The sequence below is a fragment of the Flavobacterium sp. CFBP9031 genome, assembly GCF_034044945.1.
Taxonomy (GTDB): Bacteria; Bacteroidota; Bacteroidia; order Flavobacteriales; family Flavobacteriaceae; genus Flavobacterium.
In genome coordinates, this window is the sequence record NZ_JAXCWF010000007.1 from 147,043 (window position 1) to 173,964 (window position 26,922).

A 26,922-nucleotide genomic window follows, 5' to 3' on the forward strand; every position below is an offset into this window, starting at 1 on the left:
TTTAAAAAGTATTTTTGTAATTGTATTTTTTACATTTATTAATTTTGTTTTGTTCTTTTGAAGAATTTTTAATTTATAAATGAAGAATTACCATGAAATATAAACTAACAATTAAAAATATACGATTATGAAATTAATACGTTTTGGAGAAATCGGAAAAGAAAAACCTGGAGTTTTAATTGGAGAAAAGAGATATGATGTTTCTTCGATTGTAACCGATTTTAACGAAAGTTTCTTTGAAGAAAACGGATTAGAAAAATTAGAAAAAGCATTAGAAAACAATCCAACTTTGCCAGAAGTTAATGCTTCGGTACGTTTGGGGTCTCCTGTTGCTCGTCCTTCAAAAATTATCTGTATTGGCTTAAATTATGTCGATCATTGTAAAGAAACAAATGCTCCGATTCCGACAGAACCGATTATTTTCTTTAAATCGACAACTTCTTTGTGCGGGCCAGATGATGATTTGATTATTCCAAAGAATAGTGAAAAAACAGATTGGGAAGTTGAATTGGCTTTTATAGTTGGAAAAAAAGCAAGTTACGTTGAAGAAGCAGAGGCTTTAGATTATGTTGCTGGTTATGCTTTATTAAACGATTATAGCGAAAGAGCTTTTCAGCTGGAGCGCGGCGGACAATGGGCAAAAGGAAAAGGAAGTGACACTTTTGCGCCTCTTGGACCATTTTTGGCTACAAAAGATGAGATCGCAGATGTAGACAATTTAAAGATGTGGCTAACGGTAAACGGTAAAAAATACCAAGATAGCAATACCTTAAATTTAGTTTTCAAAATTCCTTATTTAGTACATTATTTAAGTCAGTTTATGACTTTGCTTCCGGGTGATATTATCAGTACTGGAACGCCTCCGGGTGTTGGTTTAGGAATAAAACCAGATCCGATTTACATTAAAGCGGGCGATGTTGTTGAATTAGGAATTGAAGGTTTAGGAACAAGCAAACAGAAAGCTGTAGCATATCAAAAATAAAAATTAAGAAAGTATAAAATGAAATATATTGTTTGCGAAAAACCGCAGGAATTTCTACTAAAAGAAACCAGTATTCCAGAACCAAAAGAGGGTGAAGTTTTATTGAAAATCAAAAGAATCGGAATCTGCGGAACTGATATTCACGCTTTTGGCGGAACTCAGCCTTATTTTGAATATCCAAGAATTTTAGGTCACGAATTGGCAGCAGAATATGTAAAAGGAAATGCTGAAGGTTTCAAGCCGGGAGATAAAGTGACTTTTATTCCGTATTTCAACTGCGGAAAATGTGTTGCGTGCCGAAACGGATTGACAAACTGCTGTGTAAATATCAAAGTTTTCGGAGTTCATATTGATGGCGGAATGGCTGAATATGTGTCGATCCCAGAACAATATTTACTGCACGGTCAAGGTTTAGATTATGATGAACTGGCTTTGGTTGAACCGTTAGCAATTGCAGCGCACGGAGTTAGAAGAGCAGCAGTAAAACCAACTGATACCGTTTTGGTAATGGGAGCAGGACCAATCGGAATTGGTTTGATTCAGTTTGCTAAAATTGCGGGCGCAAAAGTAATTGTAATGGATATTAACGATTACAGATTAAACTTCTGTAAAACAGAACTAAATGCAGATGAAACGATTAATCCGTTAAACGATGATGTTGCTCAAAAATTAGCTGAACTGACAAACGGTGATATGGCAAATGTGGTAATTGATGCAACTGGAAATCAGAAAGTGATGAACAGCGCTTTTAATTATATTTCGCATGGCGGAAGATTTGTTTTAGTCGGACTTCAAAAAGGCGAGTTAAGTTTTAGTCACCCTGATTTCCATAAAAGAGAATCGACTTTAATGAGTAGCCGAAATGCGACAATCGAAGATTTCGAATATGTAATGAAATGTTTGAAAGAAGGTAAAATCGATCCTAAAAAATATATCACACACAGAACAAGTTTTGATGAAATGATTACTGATTTTGGCAATCTGATCGATCCGAAGAATAATGTGATTAAGGCGTTAATTGAAATAGAATAAATTTTACAAATAAACCCGACAGGTTTTTAAAACCTGTCGGGTTTAACTTTTAATATCTAGAAAAATGGATTTAAACTTAAAAAATAAAATAATTGTCGTTTCTGGCTCGGCTGGAAAAGAAGGCAGTATTGGAGAAACGATCGTTAATAGATTAGCAGATGAAGGTGCCATTCCGGTTTTAGTTGATAGAAATGCAAGAGGTTTTGAATATGTGGAAAGACTTCAAAAAAGAGGTGTTAATTCACTATTTGTGCAAACTGATGTAACAGATCCTGTTGCGATAGAAAATGCTGTAAAAGTAATTGGAGCAAAATACGGTAGAATTGATGCCATCATAAATAATGTCGGCGTTAATGACGGTGCAGGATTAGATTCAAGTTACGAAGATTTTATGAACTCTTTGAAATTGAATGTAGTGAGTTATTTTCTTTTAGCTAAATATTCACTTCCGTACTTAAAAGAATCAAAAGGAAATATTTTGAATATCGGTTCAAAAGTAGCTTTAACAGGACAGGGCGGAACTTCAGGTTACGCTGCTGCGAAAGGTGGTGTTTTGGGCTTAACAAGAGAATGGGCAGTAGATTTGATTCAGTACGGAATTCGTTCAAATGCGATTATTATTGCAGAAAGCTATACGCCTGCTTACGAAGATTGGATTAAAACATTGCCAGATGGCGAAACTGTTTTGAATAAGATCAATAAAAGTATTCCGTTAGAAAGTCGTATGACCAAAACAGAAGAAATTGCAGATACAGCGCTTTTCGTCATTTCAGAAAAATCATCGCATACTACGGGACAATTTGTTTTTGTGGATGGAGGTTACGTACATTTAGACCGCGCTTTAATCAGCGATGTTAACTAAGAAATTATGAGTAAAAGAATAGATTCCCATCAGCATTTTTGGAAGTTTGATCCCGTTCGAGACAGCTGGATCGACGAAAGCATGCAAAATATCCAAAGAGATTTCCTTCCAGAAGATTTACAGCCATTATTAAGCGACAATAAGTTTGAAGGCTGTGTTGCTGTTCAAGCAAGTCAGTCCGAGGAAGAAACTCAATTTTTATTGGATTTGGCTTCTAAAAATGATTTCATAAAAGGAGTTGTCGGCTGGGTAGATTTGCGAAATGAGAATATCGAAGAACGTTTGCAATTCTTTTCAGATCAAAAAAAACTGAAAGGTTTCAGGCACGTTGTTCAAGGTGAAGCGGATGATTTTATGTATGGAACAGAATTCAGAAATGGAATTCAAGCTTTAAAACCATTCAATTATACTTACGATATTTTGATTTTCGAACGTCAATTACCAGCTGCAATAAGCTTGGTAAAAGATTTTCCAGACCAAAAATTTGTAATTGATCATATTGCCAAACCAGATATTAAATCAGAAACTATTTATACTTGGAAAAGTGGCATTGAAGAAATTGCAAAATACGACAATGTCTGGTGTAAAATCTCAGGAATGGTAACAGAAGCCGACTGGAAAAACTGGAAGCCAGAAGATTTAAAACCGTATTTAGATGTAATTTTTGAAAATTTTTCAGTTGATAAATTAATGTATGGATCAGATTGGCCAGTTTTAAATGTAGCTTCTGATTATAATGAAGTGGTAAAAACTTTGGAAGATTATATTTCGAAGTTTTCTGTTGAAGACCAGAATAAGATTTGGTTTGAAAATGCGAATGAGTTTTATAAATTATGAGTACAATCAATAGCTACTATACTTAACGCATGCATAGTTTGTCATTTCGACGAAGGAGAAATCTTCGCAAGTAACTCCGCAATGAAAGTATAATCTTTGTCGAGCTTCTCGTGAAGATTTCTCCTTCGTCGAAATGACAAATAAAGCGCAAAAAAAAGAGGATGTTCATTTTGAACATCCTCTTTTCCATTTTATAAAACATCTAACTTTTTACATTTGGCATTTCACACACAAAAAAAATTAAAATTTCACCGCTTTTTTAGGAACGTTTTTATCAATAGTAGTCGTCTTAGAAAAATTAGCTGAAGAACCGCTTAAATCAATATTCTTACTCGCTTCGCCATTAATCGTAATTGCATTTGAAGAAGCAGGATTAAACTCGATATTTTTCAACGAAAGGTTTTTAGTATTATAAATTTCGAAGGCATTTTTAGCTTCAATATCCAGTTGCGCATTGCTGATTTTAATTCCGCTAGCATCAATTATAGAAAATCCTTTTTGCGCTTTAGCGATCAGGTTTGTGATTTCAATATTCTCTAAATTCATTTCAGGAAGACCTTGTAAAAATACCGCTTGCTGAGCGCCTTTGATTGTAATATTTTTGATTACGATATTCTTGAACTGAGGCGTTTCTTCGTTTACTGGAATTGCTTTTGTACTTACCGTATTTCCGCCTTCGGCTAAAGTTTCAGCAATCGATTTTCCGCCGTAATACAAATCGAACGAAATCGCCTGAGAGGGAATATCAGTCATAAAAACGTCTGAGATATAAATATTTTCTACAACACCACCACGTCCGCGAGTACTTTTAAAACGAAGACCAACATCCGTTCCCATAAAAGTACAATTGGAAACATGCAGGTTTTTTACACCGCCTGACATTTCGCTTCCAACCGTAACACCGCCATGTCCATGATAAACGATATTGTTTTTTACAATGATATTTTCGCAGGGAACACCTCTGTCACGTCCGTCTTTGTCTTTTCCAGATTTAATGCAAATCGCATCGTCTCCAACATCAAAACTTGAATTTTCAATTACTACATTTTTACAAGATTCTACATCAAGTCCGTCACCGTTTTGAGAAAACCACGGATTGCGAACAGTAATATTTCGAACAATTAAATCTTCAATTAATAAAGGGTGAATATTCCAAGCAGGAGAATTTTGAAAAACTGGTCCGTCAAACATGACTCTTTTACTGTTTTGAATGCTAACTAAAACCGGACGCAAAAAATCATGAATTGCTTCAAAATCTTCTTTAGTTTTCAAATCATGACGAATGTTCTGATCGGCACCTTTAGCACCTTTTAAATATTGTTCAGAAGGATACCAGCTGTCTTTCTTTTCGTTAAGAACTCCTCCAGAAGCAACAAATTTCTTCCATTGTTCGTCTGTCAATTTGCTCTTTTTCACTTGTCTCCAAGCCTCACCAGAACCATCCCAAACACCATTTCCAGTAAAAGCTATATTCTCTAAGTTTTTACCATAAATAGGAGAGATGCATCGCCAAGTATTTATACCTTCAAAACTGGTTTCGATAATGGGATATAAATTTTTGTCTGTTGAGAATTTAATTAAAGCGCCAGTTTGAGCATGAAGTTCGATATTGCTTTTTAAGATAATTGGTCCCGTCAGCCAAATCCCAGGAGGAATAATTAATTTTCCACCGCCTTTTTTAGAAAGTGCATCTATAGCATCAGCAAAAGCTTTTGTATTTAAAACATAACCGCCATTTACTGCTCCAAAGTCTTTTAAATTTACACTGTAATTCGGAATTACAGGTTCTTGGACTTCAGCCATTTTAAACTCAATATTTTTATAAGTATCAGCAGATTTTTGTGCAGAAACTGTATTGAAACTTAAAGCAAAAGAGGCTAGGACAATACATAAAAGATTAATTCGGTTAGTTTTCATTCGTATTATATTATAGTTAGTATTTTAAGGTTCTAAGTGGCTAAGGTGCTAAGATTCAAGTGAGAAACATAGCATCTTAGTGCTTTTAGCGTCGTATGAACTTTTTTTCGATTTACTGGTAATTCAATTTTTTATGCTGTAAATTTTTATTCAATAAATAAATTATGCATTTTTAATTTGAAATATTCAATGTAATCGATTACACAAATCTATTAAAAAAATAATATGAAATGATAGTTTTATAGACTTTATCACAGATTTTTTGTGAATTTAACTTTTTTTGTTTGCCAAATCAGAAAATAATAGAAAACCAATTTTTTAAGCGTTTGGTCTTAAAGACAATATTGCAGGAGGGTACAGGATACATGTAATTTTATATTCTTCTAAATTGTCCCTGTTATTTGGTAAAAGTGTTAAAAATACAATTATTTGTAAAAATTATAGCGCTTTAAATAAATGCCTCGTAATTTTAGCTTAAGAAAAAAATCAATACTATAAATAATGCGTTTAATTACTTTCAACAAATTACTAGTCGTTTTTTTGATGATATTCTCGCTTTCGGCAAGTGGAGCTGAAATCTGGGTTTCACCATCAGGAAAAGATTCGAACCTCGGAACAAAATCAAGTCCGCTCGCGACGGTTCATATGGCCATGCGAAAAGCCAGAGAACTTCGCCGTTTAAAAGATCCATCGATAAAAGACGGAATCCGAATCATAGTAATGAACGGAACGTATTATTTAAACGAACCATTATTTGTACGACCAGAAGATTCTGGAACTGCCGATAGTCCAACAACAATTGAAGCCGATGTAAATGCAAGACCCATTATAAGCGGTGGAATCGAAATTAAAAACTGGACGAAATCGACAACGGTTATCAACGGACTAAAAAAAGGTGCTGTTTGGGTAGCTGATGCGCCTAAAAAAGCAGGAAACCTAATTGATTACAGGCAATTATGGGTAAATGGCAAAAAAGCCGTAAGAGCCAAAAATACTGCGGGAACTACAATGGAACGCATTTTATCGTGGAATCATCAGGAACAAACTTGTTGGGTTCCGTTTAAAGATAAATCGGTAAAGTTCGAACCAGGAATGGAAATGTTTATTGTACAATGGTGGTCGAATGCGAATCTCCGAATCAAAAATATTGAAGTTCAGAAAGATAGTGCTAAACTTTCGTTTGAAGAGCCAGAAAGCCGTATTCAAAGCGAACATCCGTGGCCAGCGCCGTGGATTTCTAAAAACAACGGAAACTCAGCTTATTTCTTAAACAATGCTTTTTCGCTTTTAAACGAACCGGGAGAGTGGTATTTGGATAAGAAGAATGCTAAAATCTATTATATTCCAAGAGCTGGAGAAGAGATCAATTCGGTTGTCGTTACGGCTCCTGTTTTAGAAAATTTAGTAGAAGTAAAAGGAACAATCGATTCTCCTGTTCATCATTTTCAATTTAAAGGAATTTCGTTTCAATACAGCAACTGGCTTCGTCCTTCACAGCAAGGTCATGTGCCGTTGCAATCTGGTATGTATTTGTTGGATGCTTATAAACTTAAAATTCCAGGAACGCCAAATCAGGCAAGTTTAGAAAATCAAGCCTGGGTAGGAAGACCTCGTGCAGCGGTTGAAGTAAATTATGCCAATAATATTCAGTTTGAATCGTGCCGTTTTGAGCATCTGGCTTCGACTGGTTTAGACTTAAATAAAGGAACAAATCATAATTCCGTAAAAGGGAATTTATTTAAAGATATTGGCGGAAGTGCCATTAACGTTGGAGTTTTCTCTGAAGAAGCTTTTGAAGCGCATTTGCCTTTAATTATAAAAGATGAAAGAGAAATGTGTTCTGATGAAGTGATTTCGGATAATTTAATTACAAACGTTACCAATGAAGATTGGGGAACTTTGGGAATCAGCGCTGGTTTTGTTCGAAACATTACAATTGAACACAACGAAATTTCGGATGTATCGTATTCTGGAATGGCAATGGGCTGGGGTTGGACACATACGCCAAACGTGATGCAGAACAATAAAATTCTTGGAAATAAAATTCATCATTATGCCAAACATTTACATGATGTTGCAGGAATTTATACGCTTTCTGCACAACCAGGAAGCCGAATTGAAGAAAATTATATCGACAAAGTTTACAACAGCCCGTATGCGCACGATCCGTTTTTATGGTTGTATTTATATACCGATGAAGGAAGTGAAGGTTTTACGATAAAAAATAATTGGATTGCCGAAAAGAAAATCCTTAAAAATCATAACGGTCCAAAAGGGAATATTTGGGAACATAACGATCCGTATGTAAGTTCCAAAATTAAAGACAATGCAGGAATCAGAGCGCCATATAAAGATTTAGAAAAAGAAGTTGTTATTGATGAAAAATGGGGATTGCAGGAAATGCCAAAACCATATGCCATCGAATTGATAGGTTCTGAGTTTGATATCGAAAAAATCAAATCGACTTTAACAGGTTTTAGAATTGTAGGTCAGGAATTATACCAATGGAAAAATCATTTGGTGATTTACGGAAAAATGAATCAGCCGGAAAGAACCAAACGAAAACTGGCGGGCGCTTTCCCGTCTTTAGAAATTAAAATCTATGAAGATTTGGTTTATGATTTCCAAAACTTCGAAAGATGTAAAGATTCAAAACCAGCATCTGATTGGGAAAATGTGGTTTTAACAGCAAATCTTCCTGCTGATGAAAAGTTGCAAAAAGAATATGTCGATTATCATAAAACGCAATTCGAAAAATGGCCAGAAGTTGCCAAAGGTTTCTGTAATGCCGATTTTCAGCAATTGCAAGTCTTTAAAAAAGACAGACAATTAATCTTGGTAATCAGTATTCCGAAAGGAGAAAACTTGGATAAACTAAATCCAAAAACAACACAAAATAATCCAAGAGTAGACGATTGGAATGACTTAATGAAAAAATATCAATCGGGAATTGAAGGCACAAAATCGAATGAAACATGGATTTTCTTGAATAAAGTAGAAGTAGAAGCAAAAAAATAATACGCACAATAAACCCGACAGGTTTTTAAAACCTGTCGGGTTTGAATGCTAAAAAATATTTTGCCACAGATTAAAAGGATTTCCACAGATTAAAAAAAATCATTTTAATCCTTTTAATCTGTGGCAAGAAAAAAAATCTAAAATCAACAATCTAAAATAACCACACCTCATGTTAAAAATAGCCATTCTGGGACTTGGAGAAGGACGAAGCACAATGTCGGCTGCTATAGAAAGTTCGAAACTAGAACTCGTTAAGATATGCGACCGAAACGAAGAATTGTGTAAACAGCGAGCAAAAGAATTCGATTTTCATTCGTACACAACCAATTACGACGATTTATTAAACGATGCATCAATTGATATTATCGCCATTTATACGCCAGATCATCTGCATGCACAACATGTGAAACAAGCTTTGTTACACGGAAAACATGTAGTTTGTACTAAACCCTTTATTGATGATCTTTCGGATGCAAAAGAGCTTTTAGAATTAAGCAAATCGACAGGAAAGAAAGTTTTTATTGGTCAAAGTTCCCGTTTCTTCGAACCAGCCAAAAGACAAAGAGCTGATTTTGAAGCAGGTTTAATTGGAGATTTAATTACGATTGAAGCACAATATCATGCCGATCACAGATGGTTTTTGAAGAAAGAATGGTCGCTTTTGCAATCGTTTAAATGGTTGTACGGAGGTTTGAGTCATCCTGTAGATTTTATTAGATGGTATTTGCCAAATATTCAGGAAGTAATGGGTTACGGAATGATCAGCAGTAACGGACAATCAGCGGGATTAAAAAATGAAGATACGATGCATTTTATCTTTAAAGCAACTGATGGAAGAATTGCACGTGTTAGCGGTGTTTATACTTCGCCAACTCAGCCAGCGCAACGTGACAGCGGAATGAGTACAATTTTAAGAGCAACAGAAGGAGCAAGTCAGGCCGATTACCATGAATTGCGTTATGCCGTTACAGATAAAACTGGTGAAGAAAAAGTAATTACTTGGGGTGATAGCACGATAAAATATTATTTCCGTTTTGAAGGGCAAAGTCATCACGGCGGAGAATATCAGAATTATTTAGAATATTTTGCAGATAGTATTGAGCAAGGTTTTGAAGCTTATCCAAACATGGAAGAAGGTATCGGAACTGTGGCTTTGTTACAAGCAATGGACAAATCTTTGCAAACTGGAATGCCGGTTAAAATTGCCGATATTTTTAACGAATACGGACTATGAACAGTATCTACGATAAATTAACCACGCTCGATTTTGTAATTGTTGCGGGTTATTTAGTGGCTTTATTGGTCATTGGATATGTGGTAAGTATGAAACAGAGAAAGAAAAACGAAACGCTTTTTCTGGCGGGAAATTCATTAAACTGGTACAGCATCGGGTTTAATATGTGGGGAACCAATGTTGGGCCTTCGTCGTTATTGGCTTTTGCGAGTATTGGTTACGCTACGGGAATTGTAGCGGGAAATTTCGAATGGTATGCTTTTGTATTTTTACTGCTTTTGGCAATGGTTTTTGCGCCAAGATATATTGCGAGTAAAGTAAGTACAATGCCCGAATATATGGGAAAACGCTATGGCGACAGCACACAGAATATTTTAGCTTGGTACGCTTTGGTAAAAATATTAGTAAGCTGGTTGTCTTTAGGATTATTCAGCGGAGGCGTTTTAGTACGTCAGATTTTGGGAATCCCAATGTGGCAGAGTGTTACGGTTTTGGTCATTTTCTCAGGGATATTTACGTTTGCGGGAGGATTAAAAGCGATTGCTAAAGTCAATGTTTTTCAGATGATTCTGCTAATTGTAGTTTCGCTGACGCTTTCGTTTTTAGGTTTGCAAAAACTGGGTGGAATTGATGTTTTAATAGCGAAAACCCCTTCTAACTTTTGGAATTTAGTCCGTCCTTCAGATGATGCCCACTATCCGTGGCCGGCTATTTTATTGGGATATCCTGTAGCAGCTGTTGCTTTTTTCTGTACAGATCAATCGATGGTCCAGAGTGTTTTAGGAGCTAAAAATTTGGAGCAGGGACAATTGGGCGTAAACTTTATTGGATGGTTAAAAGTAATGGCATTGCCGTTGTTTATTCTTCCCGGAATTTTGTGTTATGCGTTATATCCAGAATTAGGAAGCAATTCTGATTTAGCTTATATGACCATGGTTACGAATCTTTTCCCAAGCGGAATGAACGGCTTGGTAATCTGTGTGATGATTGCCGTTTTGGTGGGAACAATTGGTTCTTCTTTAAATGCTTTGAGCACTGTTTTTACGAATGATATTTATGTAAAGAAAATCAACCCGACGGCGACGATTCAGGATCAGATTAAAATTGGCCGATTAACAATTGCTGCCGGATGTGTATTTGCAATTCTGATTGCCGTTGCAATTGACAATATAAAAGGGCAGAATCTATTCAACATTTTTCAAGCTGTTTTAGGTTTCTTGGCGCCTTCACTATCTGTTGTTTTCCTTTTGAGTGTTTTCTGGAAACGCACTACTAAAAAAGCTGTAAATGCAACACTTTCTTGGGGTTCTGCCTTTAGTTTATTTGTTGGAGTTTTATATCTATGGATTTTCCCTGCCGATAAATATCCAGCTTGGCCTCACTTTTTATTGATTTCGTTTTACATTTTTGCTGTGCTTTTAATTGCAGCTGTTATTATTTCTTTAAGCGATAAAAATCCTGAAGTGAATGTTTCAGATGAAACGGATATTCCTAAAACTAGTAAAAAAGTAAAGCTTTTGTTTGGTTTGTTGGGGTTAGTGATTTTGATTTTGTATTTGGTTTTTAATGGAAATTAATAAATTCAAAGAATTTCAAATATAGCCCTTGGTTTTAACCACGGGAACGCAATGTATAACATTACGTTTGCCAAAATACGTTTCCCGTGGTTGAAACCACGGGCTATGTTTTCAATAAGATTATAAATACACAGATAAAATTTTTCTCGCAAAGGCGCTAAGACGCAAAGTTTTTTATGAATTGCCTCCAGTTTTAACTGGAGGTGTATGTAATAAGAATAGAAAAGGCTTTAGCCAAAATTGTAGATATTTTGGCTAAAGCCTTTTGGGCTTTCTATTATTTTTCATCCCGATTTATCGGGACGAAATTAAAATCTTAAATTAAAAATAAAAACTTTGCGTCTTAGCGACTTTGCGAGATTAAATATTAATTCTCAATCTTCTTTTTCTTCTCCAAATTAGGCAAGAATCCAGTAATAATCCCAATCAAAGGCAGAAACGCACAAATCTTAAATACATATTCAATACTTGTAGCATCGGCAATTTTTCCTAAAATAGCAGAACCTAAACCGCCCATTCCGAAAGCAAATCCGAAGAAAAGACCCGCAACAAGTCCAACTTTTCCAGGCAATAATTCAGTAGCATAAACTAGAATTGCTGAGAATGCAGAAGAAAGAATCAATCCGATGATTACAGATAAAGTTCCAACCCAGAATAAAGAAACGTAAGGTAACATCAAAGTAAACGGAGCAACTCCAAGAATAGAAACCCAGATTACATATTTTCTTCCGTATCGATCTCCAATTGGTCCGCCAATCAAAGTTCCTGCAGCAACAGCACCTGAGAACAAGAATAAATATACTTGTGACTGCTGAATCGTAATGTGGAATTTATCTATAAGGAAGAAAGTATAATAACTAGTAATACTGCTCATATAGAAATACTTAGAAAAAATCAGAACCAATAAAATAATCAGTGAAGCAATTACTCGGTTTTTAGACAAATGATGCGTTTCGATTTGGTGAGAAGCTTTATTGGCATTTCTTTCCGATAAATGTGCAGTATACCAAATCGCAATTTTATACAAAGCAAAAACACCAACTAACGCGATAATACAAAACCAAGCGATATAAGATTGTCCGTGCGGAATAACGATAAAAGCAGCTAATAAAGGTCCGATAGCACTTCCTGCATTTCCACCCAATTGAAAAATAGACTGCGCCAAACCTCTTTTTCCGCCCGAAGCCAAATGCGCCACACGTGAAGATTCAGGATGGAAAATTGAAGATCCAATTCCGATTAAACTTACGGATAATAATAAATTGATAAAACTCGAAGCGATAGAAACAAAGAAAAGTCCAATCATTGTGAAACACATTCCCACAATCAGTGAATATGGTTTTGAGTTTTTATCGGTATACATTCCCACAAACGGCTGTAAAATAGAGGCAACCATTTGGTAAGTCAAAGTAATAATACCAATTTGAGTAAAACTTAAACTGAAATTTTCTTTTAAAAGCGGATAAATTGAAGGAACAACAGCCTGTAAAAGATCATTAATTAAATGGGAAAAACTGATGATGAATAAGATCGAATAAGTGGTTTTTTTAACTATGTCAGGATTTGCTTTAATAGTGTCCATGTGGTATTTTTTGATTTTTAAATTAAGTTTAAAAACAACAGCTGTATTATTTTTTGCAAAGATTAAAAGAATAGTAATGTCAGAATTGCTATATTTGGACAATGAATAACCAGATTCGGACATATCGGATGGCGCAGGAACATGGATACAGACTTGATCCATCGATTCCTGTTATTGGTTATACCGAAATGGTGACCAACGAAATGTGTATTTCGCATTCGCATCCAAGAGGTCAGTTGATCTATGCAACACGTGGCGTGATGAACGTTGTAGTGGGCAATCATATTTGGGTTGTGAATCCGTTGCAGGGTTTGTGGCTTCCAGGAGGAGTAGAACATCAGGTTACTTTTCAAAAAGACGTGAATTACTACAGCGTTTTTATCGATCCGTCTGCAATGGAAGGATTGCCAACAAATAGTTTTTCGTTTGATATTCCGATGTTTTTAAAGCAGTTGGTTTTTAAAATCATTTCTTTTGGAATCGAAGGAAATCTGACTCCACCACAAAAAAGAATCATTTCTGTTTTCTTGGATGAATTGGCTTTAATCGAACCAAGTGCGACTTTCTTGCCAACAACCAATCACGAAAGACTTCAAAAAGTTGTAGAGCTTTTAATGGATGATATTGCCAGTAAAAACACGATTGAATATTACGCCGAAATTTCTTTTATGAGTACGAGAACTTTATCCCGTTTATTCATCAAAGAATTAGGGATGAATTTCAGCGACTGGCGTACCCGTTTAAAATTATTAGAAGCCATAAAACGTTTGGGCGAAAAACAATCCATCAAAGAAATAGCCTTCAATTTAGGTTATGAAACTACAAGTGCTTTTATTTATATGTTTAAGAAGCATTTGGGCAAAACGCCTTCTAATTATATTTTAGAAGATGAAAATGAATCTGAGAGAATGATTGCTTAGATTATAATTTATACAAAAATAACCACAATCATTGTCATTTCGACGGAGGAGAAATCTTCGTGAGAAGCTCTACAAAGATTGGACTTTAGTTACGGAGTTACTTGCGAAGATTTCTCCTCCGTCGAAATGACAAAAAAGGGTAAATAATTAAAATCCGTTTTTCATCCCCGTCTTTGCGATAGCGAATCCGTCTCATCATCGTCCCATAAAATTCTAACATCATTTTTTTTAGTACTAAAAAAGTGATAAGCCGTAATTTTTCCCTTAAAAAATTATCAAAAAGTACTGTTTTTTATGAAATAGCAGGATAGTGCAGGTTGTGAAATGTAAAGATAACACTTATCTTTAGTCCCAAAATACACTAACTATGCTAAACCGCTTTTTCATTTTTAAGACTTTACTTCTTTTTGTTGCCCTTTTTTCTTGTTCTTTATCATCAGCGCAGGAAAAGCCAAAAGAAGCGACATGGATCTGGTATCCAGGTGATTTTGAAGTTTGGTTAAGCAATAAAATGCAGGTAAGACGCACAGAACGCGAAGCAGTATTTCCGCCACTTTGGCAATATTATAGTCCTTATGCTTTGGTCACTTTTCAAACAGAAGTAGATATTCCACAACCAGACGAAGTGAAAATCTTCTCAGAAGGACCTTTTCAATTACTTTTAGATGGTGTTCAAATTTACGGACAGCCAAAATCAATCATAGTTCCTGCTGGAAAACATAAAATTTCCTTTAAAGTTTACAATCAGGAAGTATTGCCTGCTATTTATATTTCAGGTCAATACGTTAAATCTGATGCTTCGTGGAAAGTAACCAACGAAGATAAACTTTGGATCGATGAAACTGGAAAAGCACAACAATCTGGTACGCCATGGGTTCCTGTTGGTTCTTGGAATTTTAATTCGCCAGAAAATAAACCTTCGGGATTTAAATTAACAACCAAACCTTTAAGTGCAAAGAAAACAGAGAAAATTGGAGTGGGTCAGTTAGTAGATTTTGGCAAAGAAACTTTTGGATATATTAAAATTCACGGTTTAAAAGGGAAAGGCAAACTAGCACTTTATTACGGTGAATCTCGTGAAGAAGCGTTGGATTCTGCTAAATGCGAAACCTTAGATCATTTATCTTTTGATGGAAAACAATCTGAAACTTACACACATGATGGATCGAAAGCATTCCGCTATGTTCAGGTTCAAGCAGATGCAGGTGTAAAATATGATTCTATTTCGATGCTTTATGAATATTTGCCATTAGATTATCGTGGTGCATTTAAATCTTCGGACGAACAATTGAATAAAATTTGGGACGTGTCGGCATATACGATGCATTTAACATCTCGTGAATTTTTTATTGACGGAATCAAACGCGACCGTTGGGTTTGGTCTGGTGACGCTTATCAAAGTTATTTAATGAATTATTATTTATTCTTTGATTCGGCTTCTGTAGAACGAACGCTGTTAGCTCTTCGTGGAAAAGATCCCGTAACCGCTCACGTCAATATCATAATGGATTACTCGTTGTATTGGTTTGTAGGTGTTTACGATTACTATTTGCACACAGGCGATACGAAATTCATCAAAACTTTTTATCCAAGAATGAAATCACTGATGGATTTCTGTTTAGAAAGAAGAAACAAAAACGGATTCCTCGAACCATTAGAAGGCGATTGGGTTTTTATCGATTGGGCAGACGGATTACCAAAAACAGGAGAGGTTAGTTTTGAACAGATGCTTTTGGCAAGAAGTTTGGAAGCCATGGCAGTAAGCGCTGAAATCGCTGGTAAAAGTGAAGACCAAAAACAATATCAAAAACTAGGGAATGATTTAAAAACCAAATTATTTGATGTGTTTTGGGATAAAAAAGAAAACGTCATGAAACACCAGCGTATCGACGGTAAAATGCAAAATATTGTAACCAGATATGCTAATATGTTCGGTATTTTCTTCAATTATTTTAATGAAGAACAAAAACAAAGCGTAAAAAACAAAGTGTTGCTCAATAAAGAAGTTCTCCAAATCACAACACCATACATGCGTTTTTACGAGTTGGAAGCGTTGTGTGCGATGGGCGAACAGGATTATGTTTTAAAAGAAATGAAAGATTATTGGGGCGGAATGCTGAATGAAGGCGCAACCTCTTTCTGGGAAGAATACAATCCAAACAAAAAGGGAACGGAACATTTAACAATGTACGGTCGTCCTTACGGGAAAAGTCTTTGCCATGCTTGGGGCGCAAGTCCGATTTATTTATTAGGAAAATATTATTTGGGTGTAAAACCAACTGCTCCAGGTTATTCTCAATACGAAATCAAACCAAACTTAGGCGGTTTAAAATGGATGGAAGGAAAAGTGCCAACACTAAACGGAGAAGTTGCCGTGTATTGCAGTACCAAAGAAATCAAAGTAAAAGCAGGCGAAGGAGAAGGAAAATTGATTTTTGAAAGTGCCAGCAAACCTAAAACAAACTCTGGAACAATTACAGAATTAGCAAAAAATAAATATCAATTGATTGTAAAACCGAATGTGGAGTATAAAGTAATTTATAAGGCTTTGTAAGTTATGAGTTATTAGTTATAAGTGCCTAGTAATTAGTTCTTAACCCAGTTTGTCATTCCGACCGAAAGGAGACCCGAGCGATAGCGAATAGGCGAAGCAAATCACACTTGTAGCCACAAAGATTGTCACACCAGTTTTGTCATTTCGAGGGACGAGAAATCTCCACAAGTAGCTCCGCAAAGATTGTCGACTATTGTTGCGGAATTCCTAGTGTGATTCCTCCTTCGTCGGAATGACAAAAAAACAAAAAAATAAAACCAATGTTTTCAAAAAATAAAATACACAACTTCAAATTAAAAACCGCTTTCCTAATGCTGCTTGTAATCTGCATTCAAGCCACAGCACAAACCTCTGCATGGAAACCAGCATCATTTGAAATTGTAAAATCTAATTACAAAACTTTCAAAACTACTCAATACGCTCATGTATTTTCAGGAAGCAAACACAATATCGTTCGTTTAGCTCCAGAATTGCAAGGTTTGACTGGGATTGAACTTCCTTTAGAAAAATATAAAAACGGAACTAACGCTCCATTACAATTAAAATTTAAAGAACCAGTAACTGTTTTAGTTGGTGTTTTTCAAGATAAAAATTCAGAATATCTTCAAGCTGATAAACTTCAAAATGCCAAATTAATTTTAGAAAGTGGGGTTACTATAACAGGTTTACCTCCAGTAAATGTTTATGCGGTTTCTTTCTCCAAAGGAACACAAACATTAAATTTTGGAAAAGGATTATTTGCCTTTTTAGGAGTTGTAAAAGCTTCTGAAAAACTAGAACAAAGAAACGCCAATTTTCCAGACGGAAAACTTTGGAATCCAACTTTTATTGTTGAAGGATTTTCAGATGAAAAACCGCTTTTCGAAATTATCGGCGGAGAAAATAAACCGGTTATTGATGAAGGAATGTCGGGAACAGAAGGAATTCAGGGAGGTTTTGAAGGCGGACGTGTGGTGAAAGTCGGCGATACGTATCATATGTTTCCAACAGAAAGAGCAGGAGAAAAAGGTGTTGATTATTATTATGATCGTGTAAAAACTAAAATTGGACATTGGACAAGTAAAGATGCCATTCACTGGAAAAGAGAATCAACCATTTATCAAGCAAGCGGAACTTATGCCATTACAGAAGATGATAATCCGATGAATGATCGTCGTGCAGCTATTTGGTCTTATATGCCAATTTTTAATGAAAAAGCAAACAAATGGTATGGCTATTATTTGGCATATACTGTTAGTAAAGAAATTGAACCAAATCATTCATTTGGAAGAATCTGGCGTTGTGAATCAACTGTAGAAGGAATCAACGGAATTGGCGGACCGTATAAAGATATGGGAATTATTATGGAACCAGGACTAGATTCTCAGCCTTGGGAAGGACGTCAGGGTGTTGCTTCATTTTTTCCATACCAAGTTGGAGATAAATACTTCGGCTTTTACAGCGGTGCGTATCCTTTCAATTCATGGGCTGATTATCCAAAGAAATCAGGAAAAGGCTGGTTTGTAGCTTTAGCCGAATCTAAAAGTTTAGAAGGGCCTTGGTTAAGAATGAACAAAGGTTTGGAACCAATTAAAACTATGCATCCGCAGTTTGTAGAAAATCCAATCGTGAGTCAATTACCAAACGGAATGTATATCGCTATTTTCGACGGAGGTCCAGATGGCTGGGGGCATCATTTACCGAATATGATTGCGTATTCATTATCAGCAGATGGTGTTAATTGGGCAGAAGCACATTATTTACCAATAGAAACTAAAGTTGATAAATGGTGGGATATTATGAGAACGCCTTTGTGTTTAATCCCAGAAGGAAACGACGTTTACACAATAGTCTATAATGCAATCGATTTGAAAAGAAGATTTCATCCAACAGGAATGGTAAAAGTAAAACTGAATAAAGACGTAATGGATTCTAAATTAAAAGAATTGAAAAAATAAATTAAAGTTTCCCGCAGATTTGGCAGATCAAGCAGATAAAAAAAATCAGCTAAATCTGCAAAATCTGCGAGAGAAACAAAATGAAATCCGTGTTATCAGCGTACCAAAATATAACCAAAAAATGAAAATTAAATATCTACTAATTGCCATTTCAGTACTTGTCCTAACAAGCTGTGCAACTAAATACAAAAAAAGAGAAATTACCGACAGCGTAATGCAGGAGATTTACGAAGAAATCAAAACGCCTTATAAATACGGTTTGGTGATGGTTCCTACTGACAACTCATACAAAATGGATTGTCCGAGTGTATTTAGAAAAGACGGAAAATGGTATATGACCTATTTAATTTACGACGGACGAGGTTACGAAACTTGGTTGGCAGAAAGCGACAATCTTCTGGACTGGAAATATCTAGGAAAAGTAATGTCATTTTCAGAAAACGAAAAACACTGGGATGTCAACCAAAAAGCAGGATATATTTCGTTACAAGATCCAACTTGGGGCGGAAGCTACGAATGGGAGAAATACGATGACAAATACTGGATGAGTTATTTTGGAGGAGACAGTAAAGGTTATGAAGCGGGCGTTTTATCAATCGGGATGGCATATACCAAAGAAGCGCCGACAAAACCACATGAGTTTCAAAGATTAGAAAATCCAGTTTTGACTCCAAAAGACAAAGATACCAAATGGTGGGACAATAGTACGATGTACAAAAACAGTGTGATTCGTGATAAAGATAAAGTGACGGGACACAATTTTATCATGTATTACAATGCCCGTGGCGACAGTATAAATCCTGCTAAAGGTGCTGAGCGCATTGCTATGGCAGTATCAAACGACATGAAAACATGGAAACGTTATGGCGAAAAACCATTAATCAATCACCATAAAGGAATCTCGGGCGATGCCTATATTCAACGTATTAATGATACTTGGGTAATGTTCTATTTTGGAGCTTTTTGGACGGGATGGAATCAAGGTGCATTTAACCGTTTTGCCGTTTCGAACGATTTAGTAAACTGGACGGACTGGAAAGGCGACGATTTAGTTAAATCATCTGAATCTTACGATGATATGTTTGCTCATAAATCATTTGTGGTAAAACATGATGGCGTTGTCTATCATTTTTACTGTGCCGTTAATAAAGCAGAACAAAGAGGAATTGCCATTGCAACGTCTAAAGATTTAGGAAAAAGTAAATTGAATTTTGTGGCACCGCCGGAGAAAAAGAAGAAGAATTAAGTACAAAGTACAAAGTACAAAGAATTAAGATACAGTACGTTTTAAACCTGACAGGTTTAATTACGCAAAAATAAATAAAGACACAGTTTTGTCATTTCGACGAAGGAGAAATCTCCACAAGTAGCTACGCACAGGATGGCTGCCAATCTTTGTAGAATATCGTGCGAAGATTTCTCGTTCCTCGAAATGACAAAAGAACTAAAAATAAAATAATGTTTAAAACCAATCATATTCAGCAATTTTTCAACTTTCGACTTTCGGCTTTCGATTTTTTGACTGTAATTTTACTATTCACACCTTACGCAATAAACGCCCAATCCGTAACAGGAGAACCAGCGGGAATCCCAGAATTGCATAAAAAATACGAATTTGCTCCTTGGGAAGATCCAACGATAACAAGTATCAACAGACAACCATCAAGAGCAACTTCTTATTCATACGCAAGTGTAGAAGACGCTTTAAAAGGAGACAGAACCAAAAGCCGAATCCAAATGCTAAACGGCGATTGGGATTTTAAATATGCTGTAAATTTGAAAGAAGCTTCAAAAGATTTCTATAAAAATACCGTTTCAGGTTGGGATAAAATTGAAGTACCTTCGAACTGGGAAATGAAAGGATACGATAATCCAATTTACAAAAGTGCCGTTTATCCGTTTAGACCCATAAATCCGCCTTATATACCTAAAGATTATAACGGAGTCGGTTCGTACCAACGCAGTTTTACCGTTCCAGAAAACTGGAAAGATATGACCGTGACTTTGCATTTCGGAGCCGTAAGTTCAGGTTTTGAAGTTTGGTTAAACGGAGAGTTTTTAGGCTACGGAGAAGATAGTTTTTTACCATCAGAATTTGATATTTCGCCTTATTTAAAAGCAGGAGAAAATGTAGTTTCTGTTCGTGTAATTCGTTGGACAGATGGTTCTTATTTAGAAGATCAGGATCACTGGCGTATGAGCGGAATCCAGCGTGAAGTTTTCATTATGGCCGAGCCGAAACTGCGTATTCAGGATTTCTTTGTTCAGACCAAATTAGACAAACAATACACAGATGCGATTTTTAAACTGCGTCCAAAAGTAGAAAATCTTACAGGTGAAAAAATAAAAGATTATACAATGAATGTTCAATTGTACGATGCCAATAATACGGCAATGTTTAAAGAACCGCTTCAAAGACCTGTGATTGATTTGATTAATGAAAGTTACCCTCGTTTGGATAATGTTCGTTTCGGATTCTTCCAAGAAACCATCAAAAATCCAAAAAAATGGAGTTCAGAGGAGCCGAATTTATACACGATGGTCATTTCTATAAAAGATAAAAACGGCAATGTTACAGAAGCCAAAAGCTGTAAAGTTGGTTTCCGTTCGATTGAATTCTCAAAAGAAAACGGAAAAATGCTCATCAACGGAAAAGAAACTTACGTTTATGGCGTAAATCGTCATGATCATCATCCAACAAGAGGAAAAGCGGTTACGAGAGAAGATATCAAACAAGATATTACCACGATTAAAAAGTTTAATTTCAACTTTATACGTACAAGTCATTATCCAAATGATCCTTATTTCTACGAATTATGCGATCAATACGGTATCATGGTAATGGATGAAGCCAATCAGGAAACACACGGAATCGGAGGGAAACTAAGCAACGATCCGCTTTGGACAAATGCTTATATGGAACGAATGATTCGAATGGTTGAAAGAGACAAAAACCATCCATCGGTCGTAATGTGGAGTTTGGGTAACGAAGGCGGAAAAGGACCAAATCATGCTGCAATGTCGGGTTGGGTTCACGATTTCGACATTACGCGTCCTGTGCATTATGAACCAGCACAGGGAAATGCAAAATTAGACGGTTACATCGATCCGCTTGATCCAAGATATCCCAAAACAATTGATCACGCATACCGTTTCGAAAATCCGCAAGATGATTCGTATGTTGATATGGTCAGCCGTTTTTATCCGGGCGTTTTCACACCGAAATTTTTAGTCGATCAAAAGAAAGATACTCGCCCGATTATTTTTGTTGAATATTCTCATGCAATGGGGAATTCAGTTGGAAATTTAAAAGAATTATGGGATGAATTCCGTTCGCTTCCAAGAGTTATTGGCGGGTGTATTTGGGAATTTAAAGATCAGGGAATTGTGAAATATGATTCCAGATCAGGACAAAATTATTTTGCTCACGGAGGAGATTTTGGCGAAAAATACCATGATGGAAATTTCAATACAAAAGGAATTGTAGATTCTAATGGAAAACCAAAAGGATCTATTTTTGAAAACAAATGGGTATATCAGCCAGCTATTTCGACTTTAAACGGAAGTCAATTAGAAATTAAAAATCGTCAGTCGGTTAAATCATTAGAAGGTTATATTCCGGTTTTAAAAGTGTTGGAAAACGGAAACGTAATCAAAACTCAGATTTTAAAACCATTAAAAGTAGCAGCAGGACAATCAACAACCTTAGATATCAGTTCTTATCTTCCAAAAATGAAAGCTGATGCCGAATATATTTTAAATATAGAATTCCAGCTTTCAAAGGATGAATTATGGGCTTCAAAAGGTTACGCTGTCGCGGAAGATCAGTTTGTATTGAAAAAGAAAGAAGCCGTTTCTCCAGAATCTAAAAAAGAAACCCTAAACGTTTCTGAATCAGATTCAGATTTCAAAATCAAAGGAAAAACTTTTGATATTACAATTGGAAAAACAAACGGAGCTTTGAGTTCTTATATTTTTAATGGAGAAGAGCAGGTTTTTGCACCGCTATTGCCAAACTTCGTAAGACCGCTTACAGATAACGATAAACGTGGATGGAAATCGCAAAAGTTATTGAAACAATGGTATAAAGCAAAACCAAAATTGGTTAACATTTCAATTGATAAATCAGCTTCTGAAGTTAAAATAACAAGCGATTACGAAGTTATAAAAGATAGTGCGAGCGTAAAAGTGATCTATAATATTTTACCAAACGGATTAATAAAAGTAGATTACAGTTTAAAAGCATCAAACAAATTACCAAACATTCCAAAAATCGGAATGCAGATGGGAGTTCAAAGAAAATTCGATCAGATTTCATGGTACGGAAAAGGAGAATTGGAAAATTACAGCGATAGAAGTTTTGGTTCATTTGTTGGTAAATATTCACTTCCAATAAATGATTTTATCGAACATTATCCAAAACCACAGGAAAACGGAAACAGATGCGATGTCAGATGGATGGCGCTAAGCACTCCGCAGAAAAACAACGGATTTTTAGTAGTAAACGATACCAAAGTTCTAAGTATTAGCGCATGGCCGTACACACAGGAAAATCTAAGTGCATCAGGACATACATATGATTTGAAAGATCCAGGATTTTTGACGGTAAACATCGATTTAATCCAAATGGGAGTGGGAGGAAATGATAGTTGGACGATTGTTGCACAGCCATTAGAACAATATCAGATTAAGTCTGGAAATTATGAGTATAGTTTTTATTTGATGCCTTTTAACGGTTCAAAAAATCAATTGGAAAATAGTTTGAAGAAGTTTAAATATTAGTAATTGAGAATTTAGAATTAAAAAGGAATCTGCTAAATCAGCCAAATCTGCGAGAGTAAATTTTTCCCGCAGATTTTGTAGATTTTGCAGATTTGTAAAATCAATTAGAAGTTAAAGATACAGTTTGTCATTTCGACGAAAGGAGAAATGACAAAACAAACGAATAAAAACCTGTCGGGTTTACAAACGAAAATAAAACAGTAAAAATGTTTCAAAAAAAACACCTCTTTTTTATACTCCTTTTAGCAAGCATTGTCTCTGCACAGGAAGTCTATAAAAAAGAAACCACTTTTCAGCCAACATTAGAATCCTCAAGACCTTGGGTGTATTGGTATTGGATGAAATCAGCATATTCTAAAGTTGGAATTACAGCCGATTTAGAAGCCATGAAACAAGCCGGAATTGCGGGCGCTTATTTAATGACGATTAAAGGACCAGCCAATCCGCCATTGATAGATCCGCCAGTTTTACAGTTGTCGCCTGAATTTTGGGATATGATTCATTGGGCTTTCAAAGAAGCGAATCGTTTAGGTTTGAAATTGGCTTTTCACGGAGCAGACGGATTTGCCGTTGCTGGCGGGCCTTGGATTACACCAGAAATGTCAATGCAGAAAGTTGTTTGGTCTTCAACTGAAATTTTAGGTGGAAAGAAAGTTGCGCTAAAATTGCCAGTTCCAGAACACTATAAAGATTATTATAAAGACATTGCCACTTTTGCTATTCCGATAAAAGAATACCAAATTACTTCGCAGATGCAACTGCCAAAAGTGACCACATCAAACAATACCGATGCTTCTTTTTTAGTTGATCCTAAAAAGGACGAAAACTTCAAGTTTGCCGATGCAGGTTGGATTCAGTACGAATTTGCACAGCCTTTTACCTGCAAATCTATTGTAATAGAAACCAAAGGAAGAGATTTTCAAGCACAACGTCTGATTGTGGAAGTGAGTGATAATGGAATCAATTTTAGATTCCATGAAAGATTGATTGCACCACGCCACGGCTGGCAAGACATGGATTTCCCAAATACGCATACGATTACGCCAGTTACAGCAAAATATTTCAGATTCGTTTATGATCCAAAAGGAACAGAACCTGGAGCAGAAGATTTGGATTTTGCGAAGTGGAAACAGAATCTGAAAGTCAGTAAAATTATACTTTCGAATCAATCGTTGATTAATAATTACGAAGGAAAATCTGGAGCAATTTGGCGTTTGACTCCGCAGACTACTGAAAAAGAAATTCCAAGTTCTGACGCATTTAAAAAATCAGAAATTATCAATATTTCGAATTTTGTTGATGCTGATGGAAACTTGAATTGGAAAGCGCCAAAAGGTAAATGGAAAATTATCCGAATGGGACACACTTCGACTGGACATGAAAATGCAACTGGCGGAGCAGGAAAAGGACTGGAAGTAGATAAATTTAATCCAGAATTAATTCGTTTTCAGCTAGATCATTGGTTTGGAAAAGCAGTTCGTTCGGCTGGTCCAGAATTGGCTTCAAAAGTTTTAGAAATCCTGCATTTCGACAGCTGGGAATGTGGAAGTCAAAACTGGTCTTCGGTTTTTCAGGCTGAATTTAAAAAGAGACGTGGCTACGATCTTGTCGATTATCTTCCAGTTATGGCGGGAATTCCGATAGAAAATGCCGATTTTTCAGAGAAAGTTTTATACGATGTTCGAAAAACAATTGCCGATTTAGTAGCTGATAATTTCTATGGAACTGTCGCTGAAATTGCCAAAGAATATAACGTTAAGTTAAGTTCAGAAAACGTCGCGCCAACAATGATGAGTGATGCTTTGCTACATTATAAATATGTCGATTATCCGGGCGGTGAATTTTGGCTGAAAAGCCCCACACACGACAAACCTTTTGATATGGTCGATGCTATTTCGGGCGGACATATTTACGGAAAAGATATTATTCAGGCAGAATCTTTTACGGCTCTGCGTATGGATTGGGACGAACATCCCGGAAATCTAAAAACAATAGCTGACCGAAATTATGCTTTAGGAATTAACCGTTTATTCTATCACGTTTTTGTCCATAATCCTTGGACGGATAGAAAACCGGGAATGACTTTAGACGATATCGGAACTTTTTTCCAAAGAGACCAAACTTGGTGGAAACCCGGAAAAGCTTGGTTTGATTATTGTCAAAGAGTACAATTTCAGTTGCAAAAAGGAAAACCTGTAATTGACTTGGCTGTTTTTATTGGTGAAGATTTTCCTTCCCGTTCTTTCGTGCCGGATCGTTTGGTTCCGTTTATTCCGAATGTATTTGGTACAGCAAGACTCGAAAGCGAGAAAATCCGTTTAGAAAATGAAGGTCAGCCAACGGCTAAAATGCCAAAAGAAGTGACTTATTCTAAAAACATAACCGATTTATCACAATGGATTAATCCGTTAAATGGCTATCAATATGATTCATTTAATGCCGATGTTTTAATCAACAGAGCGAAAGTTCAAAACGGAAAAGTAACTTTTGAAGGTGGAATTGAATACGGTGCTTTATTCTTTCCTGGAATTCATAAAATGGCACCGAATAAGATTTTATCTTTGGCTTCCGCCGAAAAAATCCTGCAGTTGCTAAAAGACGGCGCAACCATTTTTGTAGATGAAAAACCGAATCTTCAACCGGGAATTCAATCAGAAGCCGATCAAAAGAAATGGCAGAATGTAATTGATGAAATCTGGAATAATGCCAATTCTTCTTCATGGAAAATCGGAAATGGAACAGTTATCAAGTTACCATATTTAGGAAATGATTTTGCTTCCATTGGAATCACTCAAGATGTTTATTTTCCAAATTTAAACAGAATAGATTCAGAAACTATTGCATACGCACACCGAAAAGCAGAAAGTGAAGATTTATATTTTCTTTCGAATCAAAAGAATGAAAAAAGAACATTTGATGCTTCTTTCAGAATAGCTGGGAAAGTTCCACAATGGTATAATCCTGTGACAGATCAAACTTCGGCTTTAGTCAATTGGAATATAAAAAACGGAAGAACAATTGTATCAATAACTTTAGATGCAAATGAATCTGGTTTTGTGATTTTTAAAAACGAAACAAAAGAAGTTTTAGTAAAAGGAAAATCTTCTGAATTTGAAAAAGTTCAGACTTTAGATGAAAATTGGGAATTACAATTTGATGCAGAATTTAAAGGTCCGAAAGAAGTGGTGAAAACCAATAAACTTTTTGATTGGAGCACTTCAGATAATGATCAGATTAAGTATTATTCAGGAACTGTTATTTACAAAAAAGAGTTTATCTGGAAAAGAAAAGATAGCAATAAAACTTGGTTGTATTTAGGTAAAATTTCAAATATCGCCGAAATCAAAATCAACGGAAGAGATTGTGGAACGCTTTGGACTTTCCCTTTCAAAACTGATATTTCAAAAGCTTTGCAAAAAGGAAAAAATTCAATAGAAATAAAAGTTACAAATACGTGGGCAAACAAATTAATTGGCGATCAAAAGTTGCCAAAAGAAGAGAGATTAACATGGACAACAGCGCCGTTTCGTTTGGAGGGAGAACCATTGTTGAAAGCAGGGTTATTTGGGCCGGTTATGATTTTGAAAGAGAAAAATGAATAAAAATTTAGTCACAGATTAAAATGATTATTTGGATTGTCACCCTGAGCGAAGTCGAAGGGCGCTTCAATTGGAATCGGGCTTCGACT

General features: G+C 35.8%; 15 protein-coding genes. 13 read left to right on the plus strand and 2 right to left on the minus strand.

Annotated features, from left to right (window positions below; all coding sequences use genetic code 11):
• Positions 1 to 127 precede the first annotated feature (127 nt).
• The 4 genes from SOM12_RS13510 (at position 128) to SOM12_RS13525 (ending at position 3,713) form a co-directional block, all read left to right on the plus strand.
• Positions 128 to 982, plus strand: coding sequence for a fumarylacetoacetate hydrolase family protein (locus tag SOM12_RS13510; protein ID WP_320493791.1), 855 nt, complete (start codon positions 128 to 130; stop codon positions 980 to 982).
• An 18-nt stretch (positions 983 to 1,000) separates the two neighbouring features.
• Positions 1,001 to 2,014, plus strand: coding sequence for a zinc-binding alcohol dehydrogenase family protein (locus tag SOM12_RS13515; RefSeq protein ID WP_320493792.1), 1,014 nt, complete (start codon positions 1,001 to 1,003; stop codon positions 2,012 to 2,014).
• Between the two features lie 64 nt (positions 2,015 to 2,078).
• Positions 2,079 to 2,876 carry an SDR family oxidoreductase gene (locus SOM12_RS13520; protein WP_320493793.1) on the plus strand — a complete coding sequence of 266 codons (798 nt, stop codon included), beginning with the start codon at positions 2,079 to 2,081 and terminating at the stop codon, positions 2,874 to 2,876.
• 6 nt (positions 2,877 to 2,882) lie between these two features.
• Positions 2,883 to 3,713 (plus strand): amidohydrolase family protein, encoded by an 831-nt coding sequence (locus SOM12_RS13525; protein ID WP_320493794.1) that lies wholly within the window; start codon positions 2,883 to 2,885, stop codon positions 3,711 to 3,713.
• Positions 3,714 to 3,953: 240 nt separating this feature from the next.
• Here the strand turns inward: SOM12_RS13525 and SOM12_RS13530 are convergent, their stop codons facing one another.
• Positions 3,954 to 5,630 (minus strand): glycoside hydrolase family 28 protein, encoded by a 1,677-nt coding sequence (locus SOM12_RS13530; protein ID WP_320493795.1) that lies wholly within the window; start codon positions 5,628 to 5,630, stop codon positions 3,954 to 3,956.
• A 501-nt stretch (positions 5,631 to 6,131) separates the two neighbouring features.
• Here SOM12_RS13530 and SOM12_RS13535 point away from each other — a divergent pair.
• The 3 genes from SOM12_RS13535 to SOM12_RS13545 all read left to right on the plus strand — a co-directional run bounded on the left by SOM12_RS13535 (position 6,132) and on the right by SOM12_RS13545 (position 11,459).
• Positions 6,132 to 8,648, plus strand: a complete 2,517-nt coding sequence (locus SOM12_RS13535; protein ID WP_320493796.1) for a right-handed parallel beta-helix repeat-containing protein — start codon at positions 6,132 to 6,134, stop codon at positions 8,646 to 8,648.
• Between the two features lie 169 nt (positions 8,649 to 8,817).
• Complete coding sequence (locus SOM12_RS13540; protein WP_320493797.1) at positions 8,818 to 9,882, plus strand: Gfo/Idh/MocA family oxidoreductase; 1,065 nt, start codon at positions 8,818 to 8,820, stop codon at positions 9,880 to 9,882.
• Positions 9,879 to 11,459: a sodium:solute symporter gene (locus tag SOM12_RS13545; protein ID WP_320493798.1), complete on the plus strand. Its 1,581-nt coding sequence runs from the start codon at positions 9,879 to 9,881 to the stop codon at positions 11,457 to 11,459. The genes SOM12_RS13540 and SOM12_RS13545 overlap by 4 nt, the downstream gene beginning before the upstream one ends.
• Positions 11,460 to 11,826: 367 nt before the next feature.
• Here SOM12_RS13545 and SOM12_RS13550 read toward each other — a convergent pair whose 3' ends face one another.
• A complete protein-coding gene (locus SOM12_RS13550) occupies positions 11,827 to 13,041 on the minus strand; it encodes an MFS transporter (RefSeq protein WP_320493799.1) in 1,215 nt (404 codons plus the stop codon).
• Positions 13,042 to 13,169: 128 nt separating this feature from the next.
• On the opposite strand from SOM12_RS13550, the gene SOM12_RS13555 reads away from it, so the two are divergent.
• From SOM12_RS13555 to SOM12_RS13580, 6 genes are all read left to right on the plus strand, one after another.
• Positions 13,170 to 13,961: a helix-turn-helix transcriptional regulator gene (locus tag SOM12_RS13555; protein WP_320493800.1), complete on the plus strand. Its 792-nt coding sequence runs from the start codon at positions 13,170 to 13,172 to the stop codon at positions 13,959 to 13,961.
• A 367-nt stretch (positions 13,962 to 14,328) separates the two neighbouring features.
• Positions 14,329 to 16,515: an alpha-rhamnosidase gene (locus tag SOM12_RS13560; RefSeq protein ID WP_320493801.1), complete on the plus strand. Its 2,187-nt coding sequence runs from the start codon at positions 14,329 to 14,331 to the stop codon at positions 16,513 to 16,515.
• A 260-nt stretch (positions 16,516 to 16,775) separates the two neighbouring features.
• A complete protein-coding gene (locus SOM12_RS13565) occupies positions 16,776 to 18,452 on the plus strand; it encodes a hypothetical protein (protein ID WP_320493802.1) in 1,677 nt (558 codons plus the stop codon).
• A gap of 121 nt (positions 18,453 to 18,573) precedes the next feature.
• A complete protein-coding gene (locus SOM12_RS13570; RefSeq protein ID WP_320493803.1) occupies positions 18,574 to 19,698 on the plus strand; it encodes a glycosylase in 1,125 nt (374 codons plus the stop codon).
• A 212-nt stretch (positions 19,699 to 19,910) separates the two neighbouring features.
• Positions 19,911 to 23,234, plus strand: a complete 3,324-nt coding sequence (locus tag SOM12_RS13575; RefSeq protein ID WP_320493804.1) for a glycoside hydrolase family 2 TIM barrel-domain containing protein — start codon at positions 19,911 to 19,913, stop codon at positions 23,232 to 23,234.
• Positions 23,235 to 23,440: 206 nt separating this feature from the next.
• Positions 23,441 to 26,836, plus strand: coding sequence for a glycosyl hydrolase (locus tag SOM12_RS13580; protein ID WP_320493805.1), 3,396 nt, complete (start codon positions 23,441 to 23,443; stop codon positions 26,834 to 26,836).
• The last annotated feature ends 86 nt before the right edge of the window (positions 26,837 to 26,922 follow it).